Below are 14187 nucleotides of genomic sequence, written 5' to 3' on the forward strand. Positions count from 1 at the left end.
CTGTCGAGGAAAGGGGCGCGCAAATTCGCGCCCCTTTCTTTTATCCACAGACGGAGGACTCGCCCACCCATGCTGGTTTCGCTTCAGGCACTGCGGGCACTGGCCGCCTGGCTGGTGGTGTTCCATCACTTCATGCAGGTGTTCTTCGACTTTCGCGCCGACAGCCTCGGCGGCAAGCTCCTCTCCACCCGCGGCCAGGTCGGGGTGGATATCTTCTTCGTCCTCAGCGGCTTCGTGATCCACCTCTCCAGTGCCGGCCGGCCGATGTCCCCGGTGACCTTCCTGGTCCAGCGCCTGGCCCGCGTCGCCCCGGCCTACTGGCTCTATACGGCGCTCACCGCGCTGATCCTCTACGCCTTCGCCGACGTGATGCCGATCTACGGCGTCGGCGGCAAATCACTGCTGCTGTCGCTGCTCTTCATCCCCAGCGAAAACCCTGGCGGCTTCGGCCTGTACCCGGTGCTGCCGGTGGGCTGGACGCTGAACTTCGAGATGCTTTTCTACGGCCTCTTCGCACTCTCCTTTCTGGTGGCCGAACGCTGGCGTCCGTGGCTGGTGACTGCACTGGTGCTGCTGGTCGCCCAGGTACTGGCACGCGAGCCGTGGATCAGCCACTTCTACCGCAATCCGATCATCTTCGAGTTCCTTCTCGGCCTGGGTCTGGCGGCGCTGTACCGTCGCGGCTGGCTGAACTGGGCGCGCCCACTGGCACTGCTGACAGCCGCCATGGCGATCGCGACCATCGCGCTGTTCCCTGCCGACCACCCCTGGCGCCTGCTGACCTGGGGCCTTCCCGCCGCCGCGCTGCTCGCCGCGTGTGTGGCGCTGGAGCCACTGTTCGAGCGCAGCAAAGTGCTGCACGCGCTGGGTGACTGGTCCTACTCGGTGTATCTGCTGCACGTGATCGTGCTCTGGCTGGCCGCGTACTGGCTGCATGAGCGGCTAGGCCTGACGCCCTACCAGACGCTGGGCCTCAGCGTGCCGGCGATCCTGCTCCTGTCCTGGCTGAGCTACGAATGGGTAGAGCTTAAGATGGCGCGCCAGGTGCGCACGGTCTATGCGCGCATCGCCGAGCCCCTGGTCGCGAAGCGAGTTCAGGCCGGGTCGCTGTAGACCAGCCGGTTGCGCCCCTCGGCCTTGCCGCGGTACAGGCGGCGGTCGGTACAGCGGTAGAGCTCATCGGCATCCAGCCCATCGCCCGGCCACTCGGCAAGGCCGAAGGTGGCGGATATCGCGATGCGCTCACCCTGGTACATCAGCGGCGCCTCGTCGATCTCACGCCGCAGGGACTCCACCAGCGGCGTAGCATCGAAGCGGTCGGTGAAGGGCAGCAGCAGGCCAAACTCCTCGCCGCCCAGCCGGCCGATCAGATCGGTCGCACGCAGCCGATGGCGCAGGCGATTGCACAGGTGCTGCAGCGCCTTGTCGCCGGCATCGTGGCCCCACTGGTCGTTGATGTTCTTGAAGTGGTCGACGTCCAGCACCACCAGCACCAGGCGCGTCTCGTAACGCGCCGATTCCTGGATGCAGCGGCGCAGCGTGCGCTGGAAACTCTCGCGGCTGGCCACACCGGTCAGCGCATCGGTCAGCGCCAGGTGCCGCAGTTGCTTGTAGGCAGCGGCACGGCGCTCCTCGTAGACATGCATGAAGGCAATCACCAGCACGCCGCAGAAGATGCCATTGCCAATGTCGATCAGCCCCGGGGCATCCAGGCGCAGGCGGTTGGCGTGCAGGTACATCACCGTGGCCATGAGCATGAACGGTACGGCGAGCAGGAACCCGCGCCACTTGCCCAGCAGCAGGTAGGCCATCACCGGCATCAGGTAGACCCAGACGAAGGCCGTGGCCGAGGCGTTGGGCATGACGATGATGTAGAGGATGAAACAGAAGGTCGGCAGCAGGTAGGCGACGATCCAGGGCACCAGCTTGCGGACGCGTTTCAGACGGTGTGCGGCCCACAGCAGCAGCCCGCAGGTCGCAAGCTCGGCACCGGCCAGCCAGAGATTGCCGGCCAGGTACTGCAGGATCGAGAACACCCCGAGGGTCGCCCCGGTGCAACCGAAGATCAGCCGCATCAGCAAGCGGTGATCGGCTTCCTCCAGGCCGGTCGGTCCGGCGTTGGACTCGAACAGGTGGTCGGGGTCGCTGTTGCGGTGCATCAGCCCTGCTCCTTGGCGCGACCGCCCGGCGGGTCGGCCGAAATGGCGGCGTCCGGGCACTCCAGCCCGATTCACGTTTGCTGAAGACTACTCCAATTTCTCACGCTGCGTCGTCAACCCGACGGAATCCGGGCGGATGGGCTAGCCTTGGCTGCATTGTCCATGGAGGAAGTGTATGCGTTCGATCCTTGCCGTCCTGTCCCTGCTCGCGCTTTCCGGCTGTGCCTCGTACCAGAGCGATGAAACCCAACCTGTCCCCGCCGACCGCCTGCTGGCCTACCAGCAGCCGGGCAAGGACAGCGTTAAGGTCGACGTGTCCCGTGACGTAGGCTACATCGGCGGCGGCTGCTACGTCGCCCTCACCATCGACCATGAAATCGCCGCGCGCATCGGCAAGGGCGAGTCGGCCAGCTTCCACGTGCCGGTGGGCAAGCACGTGGTCGGCATCATCGGTGACAAGGATGGTGAAGGCCTGTGCAGCAAGGCCATGCTGCGCCGCGAGCTGCTGGTGCCGCTCGAACCGGGCGGCAACAACGCGTTCCGCATCGTCAGCGACAACCGCACCGGCTTCGACATCAAGCCGGCGGTCGAGTAACCGCCGGCGCGGGTGCGCCTCAGCCGTTCAGACGGGCAACGAGACGCGCCTGCAGCTTCTCCAGTTCCGCCGCCTCGGCCTTGTTCGCCGCATGGATACCCAGGCCCTCACCGGCATAACGCGGGACGATGTGCACGTGGATGTGGAACACCGTCTGCCCGGCCGGCGCGCCGTTGAACTGGGCGACCTGCACGCCATCGGGATTCAGCTCCGCGACGATCACGCCGGTCAGGCGCTGCACTACGCGCATCACCTTGGCCAAGGCGTCGGGGTCGACGTCGAGGATGTTGCGTGCCGGGGAGTTCTTCGGGATCACCAGCGCGTGACCGTAGGACTGCGGGAACAGGTCGAGGAAGGCGAGCACGTCGTCGTCCTCGTACAGCTTGTAGCAGGGTGCTTCGCCACGAATGATCTGGGCGAAGATGTTCTGCGGATCGTAAGTGCCTTGCAGGCTCATGGCCGACTCCTTTTCCAGTGACTGGGTATGGGGCCGCACCATACCGGTTTGTCGCGCGCGGGTCATGACCGACAGCGCGCGGAGGGCTATCCTGAGCCTTCCGCTGCTTTTCTTCAGTGACCTGACCGGAGTATGCATGTCAGACCTTTCCGCGTTCCCCATCACCCGCAAATGGCCCGCCGAACATCCTGACCGCCTGCAGCTGTACTCGCTGCCCACGCCCAACGGGGTGAAGGTGTCGATCATGCTGGAAGAGCTCGGCCTGCCCTACGAGCCGCACCTGGTCAGCTTCGAACGCAACGACCAGATGTCACCGGAGTTCCTCTCGCTGAACCCGAACAACAAGATCCCGGCGATCCTCGATCCCAATGGCCCGGACGGCAAGCCGCTGGCGCTGTTCGAATCCGGCGCGATCCTGGTCTACCTCGCCGACAAGACCGACTCGCTGATCGCCCCCGGCGCCAGCGGCCGCTACGAAACCCTGCAGTGGCTGATGTTCCAGATGGGCGGGATCGGCCCGATGTTCGGGCAGATCGGCTTCTTCAACAAATTCGCCGGCAAGGACTACGAGGACAAGCGCCCACTGCAGCGTTACGTCGACGAATCCAGGCGCCTGCTGAGCGTGCTCGACCGCCATCTGGAAGGCCGCGACTGGATCATGGGCGAGCGCTATACCATTGCCGACATCGCCACCTTCCCGTGGATCCGCAACCTGGTCGGCTTCTACGAGGCCGGCGAACTGGTCGGGTTCGACAACTTCAAGAACGTGAAGCGCGTGCTCGAGCGCTTCCTCGCGCGCCCGGCCGTGCAGCGCGGGCTGAACATCCCCAAGCGCGACTAGTCCGCCGCCAGCGCGCGGAGCACCTGCTCCGTGCGCTGTTCCAGCGTCCCGCTCAACACCTCGTAGGCCACGCCCCGCCGTTGCAGCTCGGCGACATACCAGGCCTGCTGCCAGCGACGAAAATCCTCTTCGCGACGAGTGCCGTCCTGCACGAAGGGGAAATCATCGGCGCAGAGGAAGACGTGCGCGTAGGGTCGTTCGGCCAACTGCTGCAACGCCTCTTCGGCGCGGCCGAACATCGACTGGCAGTAGAGCAGCGTGGTCAGCGGCGACGTATCGCAGAACAGGTAGCGTGACGCCGTCGCGCACGCCTGCTCCTCCCGCGCCACCTGCGTTTCGGCGATGTGCAGCAGGTCGTCGTAGACCAGCGCCCCGCCCTTCTCTTCCCACAGCTCCCGACCATATTCGGCCACGAACCCTGTGCCGGTGCGCTCCGCCAACCGTCGGCTGAGGGTGGACTTGCCGGTGGACTCGCCACCGAGCAATACCACCCGTTCGACGAAATCCGCGTAGACCGACGGTGCGAGGAAATCGCGCAGAGCGTGTACGTCATCGCGCAGCGCCGTGCCCGAGACCGGCACCGTAACCCGCAGGCGATCCACGCTGACATGCCGGACCGGATGGCCAAAGCTCGTCGCCAGATGCGCCGCAAAGCCATCGCCGTAATCTTCGCTGGTGAACACCGCCTGCACGGTCTCGCCGATCACTTCGCGGCAGAAGTCGGCGACGAACTGCCGGTGCAGGTCCTCCGCCGCGTCATTCAGCGGCAATAGGGGCAGCGCTTTGCCCGCTGCGCGCCAGGCCTCAACGTGCGCGGGAGTGATGACCCAACTGGGCAGATCGGCGAAGCGTTCGTGCAGCCACTTCTCCCGAAGCGAAGCCGGGCAGCCGGGCATTTCCGGCAGCGAATAGCACAACAGGTAAAGTCGGCGGCAGTGCTGCTGCGCCTGTCGAATCAGGTGTTCGTGCCCCAGGTGCAGCGGCGAGAATTTGCCGACGACCAGCCCGGCTTCAACCATCAGGCCGGCGCTCCCGCCGGCACGCCAGCCTGGGCCTGCGAACGCAATTCGGCGCGCCAGCGGTACAGGCCATACCAGGCGTTGAACCAGAACAGCAGGTACAGCGCGGCCGTGAGATGGAGTCCCCGGGACGCGTACAAGGGCACCGCGAGCGTGTTCACCAGCAGCCAGATGACCCAGTTTTCCAAGCGCCGGCGCATGAGCAGGAACTGCGCCAGCACACTGAAGGCCAGCACCAGCGAATCGATCCACGGCGCGTAGGCGTCGGTGAAATGGTGCAGCAGCAGCGCGTAGCCCGACGCCACCAGGACAGCCAGCGCCGACATCGCCAGCAGGTCGCGCGGGGCGGTACGGCTGATCGGCAGCGCCGTCCCGGCGTCACCCCGCAACCAGGCCCAGCAGCCCATCAGGCTGGTGACGATGAAGAATCCCTGGAGCAGCACGTCGGCGTACAACTGCACGGTGTAGAACATCCAGCCGAACAGCAGGCAACCGACCACACCCAGGGTCCAGGTGTGGACACTGTTACGGGCTGCCAGCAGCACCGCCAGCAGGTTGACCAGGTTCGCGGCTATCTCGAGATTCGACGGCATGGCTTCATCCTTGCGCCAGGGCTGGGAGCATCAGGCCTCGACCTGGCTCCACTGTTTCGACAGGCGTTTGTCCGACACCGGCACCTTCGTCCCCAGCTGCTGGGCGAACAGCGAGACGCGGTACTCCTCCAGCATCCAGCGGTACATCACGAGTTCCGGGTCGCGCTTGCCTTCCTGGGCATGCTTGGCCAGGCGCGCCGAGTACTGCTCCCAGTAGCCGGCCATCTCGCCGCTCCACACACGGTCACGCTGGACCTGACCGGCGACCTTGTCCAGGCGCTGCTCGACCGCCTTGAGGTAGCGCGGGTATTCCTTCAGCCACTCCAGCGGCGTGTCGCGCACAAAGCCGGGGTAGACCAGCTTCGCCAACTGCCCCTTCACATCGTTCAGCGGCACCGTCATGGCGAGGTCGACCTTGCCCTTGAAGCGCTTCTGCAGGCCGTGCCAGAGCTTGAGGATTTCCAGGGTCAGGCGGGCGATGCGTTCGGCGTGTTCGGTCCAGGCGCCGCGCTTCTTCTCGGCCAGGGAGGCGAGCCCGGCGCCATCACGCGGCAGGCTGCTTTCGCCGTCGAGAATGGCGCTGTCCAGGCTGGCCAGCAGGATGTCTTCCACCAGCGACTCGACCCGGCCCAGCTCACGGTAGAGCAGGCCCATGTCGGTCTGCCCCGGCAGCTTGCTGCGCAGGAACTTGGCCGGCTCCGCGAGCTGCTGCAGGAGCAGGCGCTGCAGGGCGCGGCGGTGCTGGTAGTCGGCCTCGGCCTGGGTCGGGAAACGGTTTTCCTTCACCACGCCGGCCTCTTCCACCAATGCCGGGTAGACCGTCATCGACAGTCCGGCGACCTTCTGCTGGACCTTCTCGGCGACCTCGCCAAAGCCCTTGGCTTCCACCGGTTTCTGCGGCTTGTCCGCCTGCGGGATCGCCAGCGCGGCCTGGCTGGCCTCGGCGAAGCGTGCGGTGAGCTCGGCCAGATCGCGGCCTTCACCCAGGAACTTGCCACGGGCGTCGACGACTTCGATGTTCATCCGCAGGTGGCTTTCCACCTGGGTCTCGGCTTCCGCCCAGGCCTCTTCCGGCACGCGACTGCCGGTCATGCGCTGCAGCTCGCGGCCAAGGGATTCGGACAGCGCCCCTTCGGCGAACACCATCTTGCCCAGCGCGGCGCGGACGAAGTCCGGCACCGGCACGAAGTTCTTGCGGATGGCCTTGGGCAAGCTGCGCACCAGCTCGATGCACTTGGCCTCCAGTAGCCCCGGCACCAGCCATTCCAGGCGTTCGGCGGGCAACTGCGGCAGCAGCGGCGCCGGCACGCGCACGGTCACGCCGTCGCGCACGTGGCCGGGCTCGAAGTGATAGCTGAGCGGCAGTTGCAAGTCACCCAGGCGCAGGCGGTCCGGGTAGAGGCCGGCAGTCACTTCGCTGGCGTCACGGGCGAGGACGTCCTCCTCGCGCATGATCAGCAGGTCCGGCTGCTGCTTGTGCTCGCGCTCGTACCACTTCTCGAAGCTGGCGGACTGGTAGATGTCCGCCGGCAGGCGCTCGTCGTAGTAGGCGAACAGGGTTTCCTCGTCGGCGAGGATGTCGCGCCGGCGCGCCTTGGCTTCGAGCTCGTCGAGCTTCTCCAGCAACTGGCGGTTGGCCGACAGGCACTTGGCGCGGCTGTTGATCTCGCCGCGTACCAGGGCCTCGCGGATGAACATCTCGCGGCACACCGGTGCATCGATCGGGCCGTAGTGCACCGCGCGGCGGCCAATGATGATCAGGCCGTAGAGGGTGACCTGCTCGTAGGCCACCACCTGGCCACGGCGTTTCTCCCAGTGCGGCTCCAGGTAGTTCTTCTTCACCAGGTGCCCAGCCAGCGGCTCGAGCCAGTCCGGTTCGATCTTCGCGACCATGCGGGCGAACAGCTTGGTCGTCTCCACCAGTTCGGCGGCCATGATCCATTGCGGTTTCTTGCGGCCGATCACGCTGGAGGGATGAATCCAGAAGCGTCGCTGGCGGGCACCGAGGTAGTCGCCCTCCTCCGCCTTCTGGCCGATCTGGCTGAGCAGGCCAGAGAGGATCGCCTTGTGCACGGCGGCGTAGTCGATGTCGCGGGCCTTCGGCTCATCCGCCTTGGCGACCGGCTGGCGGCCACGGTTGTCGTGCTGCCTGGCCTGTTCGCGGGCGGGGTCGCTCTTGCGCGGGGCGCCGTCCGGCTTCGAGCCGAAGGGCAACTGCAAGTCCTTGCAGATCAGCGTCAGCTGGCGGTGCGCATCGCGCCACTCGCGCAAACGGAGATAGTTGAGGAAATTCTTCCGGCACCAGGCGCGCAGCGGGTTGGAGCCCAGCGCCTGGCGCTGCTCCTCAAAGCCGCGCCAGAGGTTGATCAGCGCGGCGAAGTCCGAATCCGGGTCCTTCCACTGCGCGTGGGCCTGGTCGGCGGCCTGCTGGCGGTCCATCGGCCGCTCGCGCGGGTCCTGCACCGACAGCGCGCTGGCCACGGTGAGCACTTCCGGCAGGCTGCCCAGTTGCGCCGCTTCCAGCAGCATGCGGCCCAGGCGCGGGTCGATCGGCAAGCGTGCGAGCTGGCGACCCAGCGGCGTCAGTTGCCCCTCACGGTTCACCGCCGAGAGCTCCTGCAGCAGGGTGAAGCCGTCGTTGATCGCCTTGCCATCCGGCGGTTCGATAAAGGGGAATGCCTCGATGTCGCCCAGGCGCAGGTGGAGCATCTGCAGGATCACCGCCGCGAGGTTGGTGCGCAGGATTTCCGGATCGGTGAAGGCGGGGCGGCCGTTGAAGTCTTCCTCGCTGTACAGGCGCACGCAGATGCCCGGTTCGACCCGGCCGCAACGGCCCTTGCGCTGGTTGGCGCTGGCTTGCGAGACGGCCTCGATGGGCAGGCGCTGGACCTTGGCGCGGTAGCTGTAGCGGCTGATGCGCGCGGTGCCGCTGTCGATCACGTAGCGGATGCCCGGCACGGTCAGCGAGGTTTCGGCGACGTTGGTGGCGAGCACGATCTTGCGTCCCGGCATGGGCGCGAAGATCTTCTGTTGTTCGGCTGGCGTCAGGCGTGCGTAAAGCGGCAATACCTCGGTGTGACGCAGGTTGGCCTTGCGCAGCATGTCGGCGGCGTCGCGAATCTCGCGCTCGCCAGGGAGGAACACCAGCACGTCGCCGGGACGCTTGCCGACGTCGCGCTCGTGGGCGGCGATCTCGTCCAGCGCGCGGAGGATGCCCTGGTCCACGGAAAGGTCGTCGAACAGCGCTTCGCCGTCCTCGTCCACTTCCGCCGCCAGCGGGCGGTACCAGGTTTCCACCGGGTAAGTGCGGCCCGAGACTTCCACGATGGGGGCGTCACCAAAGTGCTTGGAGAAGCGCTCCAGGTCGATGGTCGCCGAGGTGATGATCAGCTTCAGGTCCGGCCGGCGCGGCAGCAGCGTCTTGAGGAAGCCGAGCAGGAAGTCGATGTTCAGGCTGCGTTCGTGGGCTTCGTCGACGATGATCGTGTCGTAGCGCTCGAGGTAACGGTCATGCTGGGTCTCGGCCAGCAGGATACCGTCGGTCATCAGCTTGATCAGCGTGCTGTCGTCGCTCTGGTCCTCGAAGCGCACCTGATAGCCGACCAGCGAACCCAGCGGCGTGCCGATTTCCTCGGCAACGCGGGTGGCTACGCTGCGCGCGGCCAGCCGGCGCGGCTGGGTATGGCCGATCAGGCCGTGGGTGCCGCGACCCAGCTCCAAGCAGATCTTCGGCAACTGGGTGGTCTTGCCCGAACCGGTCTCGCCGGCAATCACCACCACCTGGCTCTTTTCCAGCGCGGCCTTGATCTCGTCGCGCTTGGCGGCGATGGGCAGGCTGTCGTCGTAGCGGATCGCCGGGATGCTCGCGCGGCGCGCCTCGGCCTTGGCGCAGGAGGCCTGGAAGCGCTCGGCCCACTGGGCGAGCCTGGCGTGGTCAGGGTGCTTGCGCAGTTCGTGGAGCTGCCGACGCAGGCGATGGCGGTCGCGGATCATCGCGTGATCCATACGCTGCAGGAGCTGTTCGGGGGTCGGCGTACTGTCTGTGGTCATCGGCTTCGCGGGCATCAGGCGGGAGCGGCGCGAGCAGGTGCGGAGCCGGTCCCTGGAATGGGCTGTCATGGCGACAATTCGTGAATTGTCGCAAAAGACCGGCACGGGCCGCCATGCCGAATACTTGGCGACCCGGATTGGCGGGGCGTTGCGCCCCGCCGGATCAGATGCGGAACTGACCCACGAGCTGGCGCAGGCGCTCCCCGAGGCCGTTCAGTTCGGTCGCGGTGCGCGCGCCCTTGGCCGCATCATCCGCCACGCTGTCCACGCCGCCGGCGATCTGATGCACGCTGCGGTTGATCTCCTCGGCCACCGCGGTCTGTTCCTCGGCGGCGCTGGCGATCTGCGCGTTCATCGAGTTGATGGTGCCGATCAGCTGGGCGATGGCATCCAGCGACTGGCCGGCCTGGTTGGCCTGGCCGCGGGTGCGCTCGGCCATGTCGCTGGCGCGCTGCATGGCGCTCACCGAGCCTTCCGTGGTACCGCGCAGGCGGTCTATCATCTGCTGGATTTCCCCGGTGCTCTGCTGGGTGCGGCTGGCCAGGGCGCGGACTTCGTCGGCAACCACGGCGAAACCGCGCCCGGCCTCGCCGGCACGGGCCGCTTCGATGGCGGCGTTGAGCGCCAGCAGGTTGGTCTGTTCGGCGATGGAGCGGATCACTTCCAGCACGCCGACGATGCCCTGCACGTCCTGGCGCAGGGTGTCGAGGGAGTCGCTGCTGGTGCGCACTTCGCCCACCAGATCGTTGATCTGCGAGACGCACAGGTCCACTTCGCGCTTGGCTGCCTGGCCTTCGCGGTCGGTCTGCTGTGCCGCGTCGGCAGCCTGTTGCGCGCTACGCGCCACTTCCTGGGCGGCAGCGGTCATCTCGTTGATGGCGGTGGCGACCTGATCGGTCTCGTGGCGCTGGCCATCCATCGCACGTTCGGAGCGCTGCGCCTGCTGAGCCACGTCGCCCACCAGCCCGGACAACTGCTGAGTGGTACCGGCTACCTGCTGCACCAGCACGTGGATCTTCTCGACGAAGCGGTTGAACGAGCCGGCCAGCTCGCCCAGTTCGTCGCTGCGGCCCAGGTTCAGGCGATGGGTCAGGTTGCCGTCGCCGGCGGCCATGTCGTCGAGGTTGTCGCGCACCTGCACGATGGGCTGGACGATGGTGCGGCTGAACAGACCGGCGAGCAGGCCGATCACCACCAGCAGCGCCAGCGCCGCACCGCCCATGAGCAGCAGCAGGTTGTCGATCTTGGCGTCGAAGGCGGCACCGGCTTCCTTCACTTCACGCTCGACGTCGTCGAGGTTCAGCGAGGTGCCGAACACCAGGTTCCACTTGGGCAGGAAGTGGGCATAGCCGATCTTCGGCACGATGGCGTTGCCGCCCGGCAGGGTGAAGCTGTAGCGCACATAGTGCTGGCCGCTCTGCCCCGCTGCCACCAGCTCGCGAATGGCGTAGACGCCGTTGGGATCGCGGTAGGTGCTGAAGTCTTCGCCCAGGCGCTCATCGCTGGTGCCCTGGAAGACGCGCACGGAGCGGGTGTCGTAACCCCAGAAGTAGCCGCCCTTGCCGTACTCGAGTCGTTTGAGGATCGCGATGCCCTGTTCGCGCGCCTGGGCATCGCCCTCGGCGGCGGCCTGGTAGACCGGGCCGACAGCGGCCAGGGCCACGTCGACGAAGTTCTTCAGCTGGGCTTCGCGGTCCTGCGTGAGGTTCTCGCGGATCTGCGCTTCCTGCTGGGTCGCCAGTTGCCGCAACGCAACGGTCGAAATGGCGCACAACAACAGGGTGAGGAGGAGGATCGGCACGATGGCCAGGAGCAGGACCTTGGCGCGCAAACGGAGGGCAGTGTTCAAGGCGTTCACCTCAGGCAGATAAAGGACATGGCTTCCGTGCCCCATCAAAAAACCCGCCTTGCGGCGGGTTCCTTGTTTATCGGCTTAAGCCCTGATCTTCTTGAGCTCTTCGTCGCGCAATTCGCGTCGCAGGATCTTGCCGACGTTGGTGGTCGGCAGGCTGTCGCGGAATTCCACGGACTTGGGACGCTTGTAGCCAGTGAGGTTGTCGTGCATGTGCTGCATGACTTGCTCCTTGGTCAGGGTGACGCCCGGCTTGGACACCACAAACACCTTGATCGCCTCGCCGGACTTCTCGTCCGGGATGCCGATGGCGGCGCACTGAAGCACGCCCGGCAGGGTGGCGAGCACGTCTTCCAGCTCGTTGGGGTACACGTTGAAGCCCGACACCAGGATCATGTCCTTCTTGCGGTCGACGATACGCATGTAGCCGTCTTCCTGGATGATCGCGATGTCGCCGGTACGCAGCCAGCCGTCCTTGTCGAGGATCTCGTCGGTGGCTTCCTGGCGCTGCCAGTAGCCCTTCATGACCTGCGGGCCCTTGACGCACAACTCGCCACGCTCGCCCAGCGGCAGGTCCTGGCCGTCATCGCTGATGACCTTGCACAGGGTCGACGGAACCGGGATGCCGATAGTGCCGATCTGGATGTTCTGGAACGGGTTCACAGACACCACCGGGCTGGTCTCGGTCATGCCGTAGCCTTCGCAGATGGCGCAGCCGGTGACGTCCTTCCAGCGTTCGGCGCTGGCCTGTTGCAGGGCCATGCCGCCGGAGAGGGTCAGCTTCAGGGCGGAGAAGTCCAGCTTGCGGAAGCCTTCGTTGTTGCACAGGCCGACGAACAGGGTGTTCAGGCCGACGAAGCCGGTGAATTTCCACTGCGACAGCTCCTTGACCATGCTGGCCAGGTCGCGCGGGTTGGTCACCAGGATGTTGTGGTTGCCGGTGAGCATCATCGCCATGCAATGGAAGGTGAAGGCGTAGATGTGGTAAAGCGGCAGCGGGGTGATGAGGATCTCGCAACCTTCGTTGAGATTGGCGCCCATCAGTGCCTTGCACTGCAGCATGTTGGCGACCAGGTTGCGGTGGGTCAGCATCGCGCCCTTGGCCACGCCGGTGGTGCCACCGGTGTACTGCAGCACGGCGACGTCATCGTTGTGCGGCGAGACTTCCTGCACCGCCTTGCCGCGGCCCTTGGCCAGGACGTCGGTGAGCTTCTGCGCGTTGGCAATGTGGTAGGCCGGAACCATCTTCTTGATGTTCTTGACCACGAAATTGACGATGAAGCGCTTGAGCGGCGGCAGCATGTCACCCACTTCGGTGACGATGACGTTGCGGATGCCGGTCCTGGGCAGCACTTCCTCGGCCAGGTGCGCCATGTTCGCCAGGCACACCAGCGCCTTGGCGCCGGAATCGTTGAACTGGTGCTCCATTTCCCGCGCGGTGTAGAGCGGGTTGGTGTTGACGACGACCAGGCCAGCGCGCATGGCGCCGAAGACCACGACCGGGTACTGGAGGACGTTGGGCAGTTGCACGGCGATGCGGTCGCCGGGCTTGAGATCGGTGTGTTGCTGCAGGTAGGCCGCGAAGTCCCCGGAGAGCTTGTACATCTCGCCGTAGGTCAGGGTCTTGCCCAGGTTGCTGAAGGCAGGCTTGTTTGCAAAACGTTGGCAGGATTCTTTGAGTACCGCGAGGATGTTCGGGTACTGGTCAGCGTTGATCTCGGCAGCGATCCCCACTGGGTATTTGTCCTTCCAGAAATTGTCGGTCATGGAAGCCCACTCCTAAGCAACAGCTCATCTTTACCGCGTTCGCGGTTCTTTGTTGTGTTTATGTCGCTTTCCCCTGGCTGGGGGAGCGAAAGCGGGCCGAGATTATCAGCTTTGAGAAACAGCGACCAGCACCAAACACAGCCTCGTCCGTAAGAAAAATGACCGGAGACAGGCTTTTCGGTCACCAACTCTCCGTTCGTCGGAAAAGCCCGTCCCAGAAGGCTCGCAGCCTTGTTGGATTGTCTGACAAAGTGGATTTCAGGGCGATGAAACCGGAAAAAAGAACGGAGACAGGCACTCAGGCCAGCCTTCGTTGCGCCGGTAAATCGTTGGACTTCGATCCGTCGGTTTCGCGCGACTCCCGACGCAGAATCCGCCCCGTCCGAGCCAAACAGGAGCCTGCGTCATCGCTGCCAGGCCGGCAAAATCAGCCTCCGGGAATGATCTACCTCAACACCGGCCCGCTGCGGATCACGCAGAGTGTTTTTGCACTCTCCTGGAGAACCCTCATGTTTCCCGAATACCGCGAAAAGATTACCCGCCTCAAAGCCGAAGACCCGCATTTCGCCAAGCTCTTCCATAGCCACAACGATCTCGACCAGGAGATCAAGAACATGGAAGCCGGCATCACCCCCGCCTCGCACGACACCATCGAAGCGCTGAAAAAGCAGAAGTTGCAGCTCAAGGACGACCTCTACGAAATCCTTCGCAAGAAAGATGGTTGCTGTGGCCGCTGCGGTGGTTGACGGATTCTGGAAGAGAGCGTGGCCTCCTTGCTAGCCAACCCGCTCGCCGTTAGTGAATAACCCCAGCCAGCGGCTGGGGTTATTCATTCAAGGGAGCGCTGCCGAGAT

The 14187-nt window shown here is 65.4% G+C and carries 11 protein-coding genes and 1 pseudogene; 4 read left to right on the forward strand and 8 right to left on the reverse strand.

The genetic code is table 11. The annotated features are described in order from the left end of the window. The first annotated feature begins 69 nt into the window (after positions 1–69). Positions 70–1113 (forward strand): acyltransferase family protein, encoded by a 1044-nt coding sequence (locus tag AC1ZV1_RS23405; protein WP_484293839.1) that lies wholly within the window; start codon positions 70–72, stop codon positions 1111–1113. Here AC1ZV1_RS23405 and AC1ZV1_RS23410 read toward each other — a convergent pair. Then, the gene (locus AC1ZV1_RS23410; protein ID WP_484293840.1) at positions 1095–2159 is read right to left on the reverse strand and encodes a GGDEF domain-containing protein; all 1065 of its coding nucleotides are present in this window, start codon (positions 2157–2159) and stop codon (positions 1095–1097) included. The genes AC1ZV1_RS23405 and AC1ZV1_RS23410 overlap by 19 nt on opposite strands. A gap of 175 nt (positions 2160–2334) precedes the next feature. Between AC1ZV1_RS23410 and AC1ZV1_RS23415 the strand changes: the two genes are divergently transcribed. Further along, positions 2335–2754, forward strand: coding sequence for a 3-isopropylmalate dehydratase (locus AC1ZV1_RS23415; protein WP_484293841.1), 420 nt, complete (start codon positions 2335–2337; stop codon positions 2752–2754). 19 nt (positions 2755–2773) lie between these two features. On the opposite strand, the gene AC1ZV1_RS23420 is transcribed toward AC1ZV1_RS23415, so the two are convergent. After that, positions 2774–3211 (reverse strand): HIT family protein, encoded by a 438-nt coding sequence (locus tag AC1ZV1_RS23420; RefSeq protein WP_484293842.1) that lies wholly within the window; start codon positions 3209–3211, stop codon positions 2774–2776. A 136-nt stretch (positions 3212–3347) separates the two neighbouring features. Here AC1ZV1_RS23420 and AC1ZV1_RS23425 point away from each other — a divergent pair, with 136 nt between their 5' ends. Next, positions 3348–4052, forward strand: a complete 705-nt coding sequence (locus tag AC1ZV1_RS23425; RefSeq protein ID WP_484293843.1) for a glutathione binding-like protein — start codon at positions 3348–3350, stop codon at positions 4050–4052. Here AC1ZV1_RS23425 and AC1ZV1_RS23430 read toward each other — a convergent pair. From AC1ZV1_RS23430 to fadD1, 6 genes and pseudogenes are all read right to left on the reverse strand, one after another. After that, positions 4049–5071 (reverse strand): AAA family ATPase, encoded by a 1023-nt coding sequence (locus AC1ZV1_RS23430; protein ID WP_484293844.1) that lies wholly within the window; start codon positions 5069–5071, stop codon positions 4049–4051. The two genes, AC1ZV1_RS23425 and AC1ZV1_RS23430, sit on opposite strands and share 4 nt — an antisense overlap. Then, positions 5071–5664, reverse strand: a complete 594-nt coding sequence (pnuC, locus tag AC1ZV1_RS23435; protein WP_484293845.1) for a nicotinamide riboside transporter PnuC — start codon at positions 5662–5664, stop codon at positions 5071–5073. Before pnuC ends, AC1ZV1_RS23430 begins: the two co-directional genes overlap by 1 nt. 30 nt (positions 5665–5694) lie before the next feature. Continuing rightward, positions 5695–9714: an ATP-dependent RNA helicase HrpA gene (gene hrpA, locus AC1ZV1_RS23440; RefSeq protein WP_484293846.1), complete on the reverse strand. Its 4020-nt coding sequence runs from the start codon at positions 9712–9714 to the stop codon at positions 5695–5697. A 163-nt stretch (positions 9715–9877) separates the two neighbouring features. After that, positions 9878–10633: a methyl-accepting chemotaxis protein gene (locus AC1ZV1_RS23445; RefSeq protein WP_484297619.1), complete on the reverse strand. Its 756-nt coding sequence runs from the start codon at positions 10631–10633 to the stop codon at positions 9878–9880. Between the two features lie 150 nt (positions 10634–10783). Continuing rightward, positions 10784–11608 (reverse strand): annotated as a pseudogene (locus tag AC1ZV1_RS23450) (cache domain-containing protein); the annotation flags it as partial. Positions 11609–11647: 39 nt separating this feature from the next. Then, entirely contained in the window at positions 11648–13333 is a 1686-nt protein-coding gene (fadD1, locus tag AC1ZV1_RS23455; RefSeq protein WP_484293847.1) for a long-chain-fatty-acid--CoA ligase FadD1, read from the reverse strand. A gap of 509 nt (positions 13334–13842) precedes the next feature. Here fadD1 and AC1ZV1_RS23460 point away from each other — a divergent pair. Next, entirely contained in the window at positions 13843–14079 is a 237-nt protein-coding gene (locus tag AC1ZV1_RS23460; protein ID WP_484297620.1) for an HP1242/YdcH family protein, read from the forward strand. Positions 14080–14187: the final 108 nt, after the last annotated feature.

The sequence above is a fragment of the Pseudomonas sp. BB438 genome (genome assembly GCF_057180225.1).

Bases quoted from the DNA above. Each gene is read 5' to 3' on its own strand.
- AC1ZV1_RS23405 (WP_484293839.1), top strand. From the start codon at position 70: ATGCTGGTTTCGCTTCAGGCACTGCGGGCACTGGCCGCCTGGCTGGTG.
- AC1ZV1_RS23410 (WP_484293840.1), bottom strand. From the start codon at position 2,159: ATGCACCGCAACAGCGACCCCGACCACCTGTTCGAGTCCAACGCCGGA.
- AC1ZV1_RS23415 (WP_484293841.1), top strand. From the start codon at position 2,335: ATGCGTTCGATCCTTGCCGTCCTGTCCCTGCTCGCGCTTTCCGGCTGT.
- AC1ZV1_RS23420 (WP_484293842.1), bottom strand. From the start codon at position 3,211: ATGAGCCTGCAAGGCACTTACGATCCGCAGAACATCTTCGCCCAGATC.
- AC1ZV1_RS23425 (WP_484293843.1), top strand. From the start codon at position 3,348: ATGTCAGACCTTTCCGCGTTCCCCATCACCCGCAAATGGCCCGCCGAA.
- AC1ZV1_RS23430 (WP_484293844.1), bottom strand. From the start codon at position 5,071: ATGGTTGAAGCCGGGCTGGTCGTCGGCAAATTCTCGCCGCTGCACCTG.
- pnuC (WP_484293845.1), bottom strand. From the start codon at position 5,664: ATGCCGTCGAATCTCGAGATAGCCGCGAACCTGGTCAACCTGCTGGCG.
- hrpA (WP_484293846.1), bottom strand. From the start codon at position 9,714: ATGACCACAGACAGTACGCCGACCCCCGAACAGCTCCTGCAGCGTATG.
- AC1ZV1_RS23445 (WP_484297619.1), bottom strand. From the start codon at position 10,633: ATGGATGGCCAGCGCCACGAGACCGATCAGGTCGCCACCGCCATCAAC.
- fadD1 (WP_484293847.1), bottom strand. From the start codon at position 13,333: ATGACCGACAATTTCTGGAAGGACAAATACCCAGTGGGGATCGCTGCC.
- AC1ZV1_RS23460 (WP_484297620.1), top strand. From the start codon at position 13,843: ATGTTTCCCGAATACCGCGAAAAGATTACCCGCCTCAAAGCCGAAGAC.